This is a genomic window from Staphylococcus petrasii (assembly GCF_002902565.1).
Taxonomy (GTDB): Bacteria; Bacillota; Bacilli; order Staphylococcales; family Staphylococcaceae; genus Staphylococcus; species Staphylococcus petrasii.
Map to the genome: position 1 here is coordinate 1 of NZ_PPRC01000114.1, position 1054 is coordinate 1054.

Sequence of the window (1054 nt, forward strand, 5' to 3'; positions counted from 1 at the left end):
TGCGAAGCAAAATCATTACTTACTATCTAGTTTTGAATGTATAATCATTCACTTGTCTGGTGACAATGGCAAGGAGGTCACACCTGTTCCCATGCCAAACACAGAAGTTAAGCTCCTTAGCGCCGATGGTAGTTGGATTTACGTTCCGCTAGAGTAGGACGTTGCCAGGCTTATAAGAACGGAGAATTAGCTCAGTTGGGAGAGCATCTGCCTTACAAGCAGAGGGTCGGCGGTTCGAACCCGTCATTCTCCACCATTCAAACTAAATAGCCGGCCTAGCTCAATTGGTAGAGCAACTGACTTGTAATCAGTAGGTTGGGGGTTCAAGTCCTCTGGCCGGCACCATCTAAGAGCCATTAGCTCAGTTGGTAGAGCATCTGACTTTTAATCAGAGGGTCAGAGGTTCGAATCCTCTATGGCTCACATGTATACGCGGGTGTGGCGGAATTGGCAGACGCACTAGACTTAGGATCTAGCGCCTTACGGCGTGGGGGTTCGACTCCCTTCACCCGCATATGCGGAAGTAGTTCAGTGGTAGAACACCACCTTGCCAAGGTGGGGGTCGCGGGTTCGAATCCCGTCTTCCGCTCCATTAATTTTATAGTGCCGGGGTGGCGGAACTGGCAGACGCACAGGACTTAAAATCCTGCGGTGAGAGATCACCGTACCGGTTCGATTCCGGTCCTCGGCACCATTATTATTTTGCGCCCGTAGCTCAATTGGATAGAGCGTTTGACTACGGATCAAAAGGTTATGGGTTCGACTCCTATCGGGCGCGTTCTCTTACGGGAAGTAGCTCAGCTTGGTAGAGCACTTGGTTTGGGACCAAGGGGTCGCAGGTTCGAATCCTGTCTTCCCGATAGGAACTATTTATAAAATATGGGGGCTTAGCTCAGCTGGGAGAGCGCCTGCTTTGCACGCAGGAGGTCAGCGGTTCGATCCCGCTAGTCTCCACCATATTTCAAATTTACAAACTAGATAACGGCGGTGTAGCTCAGCTGGCTAGAGCGTACGGTTCATACCCGTGAGGTCGGGGGTTCGATCCCCTCCACCG

9 tRNA genes and 1 rRNA gene are annotated in these 1054 nt (G+C 51.3%); all 10 read left to right on the forward strand.

Features of this window, described 5'->3' with window-relative positions:
* Positions 1–55: 55 nt before the first annotated feature.
* Positions 56–170, forward strand: a 5S ribosomal RNA gene (gene rrf / locus CD127_RS11625).
* Positions 171–180: 10 nt separating this feature from the next.
* Positions 181–256: transfer RNA gene (locus tag CD127_RS11630), tRNA-Val, on the forward strand.
* A 13-nt stretch (positions 257–269) separates the two neighbouring features.
* A tRNA-Thr gene (locus tag CD127_RS11635) sits at positions 270–345 on the forward strand.
* Positions 346–350: 5 nt separating this feature from the next.
* Positions 351–423: transfer RNA gene (locus tag CD127_RS11640), tRNA-Lys, on the forward strand.
* Positions 424–432: 9 nt separating this feature from the next.
* Positions 433–514, forward strand: a tRNA-Leu gene (locus CD127_RS11645).
* Between the two features lie 3 nt (positions 515–517).
* Positions 518–592 (forward strand) — tRNA-Gly (locus tag CD127_RS11650).
* Between the two features lie 13 nt (positions 593–605).
* Positions 606–694: transfer RNA gene (locus tag CD127_RS11655), tRNA-Leu, on the forward strand.
* Between the two features lie 10 nt (positions 695–704).
* Positions 705–778: transfer RNA gene (locus CD127_RS11660), tRNA-Arg, on the forward strand.
* 8 nt (positions 779–786) lie between these two features.
* Positions 787–860 (forward strand) — tRNA-Pro (locus CD127_RS11665).
* A gap of 21 nt (positions 861–881) precedes the next feature.
* A tRNA-Ala gene (locus tag CD127_RS11670) sits at positions 882–957 on the forward strand.
* Positions 958–1054: the final 97 nt, after the last annotated feature.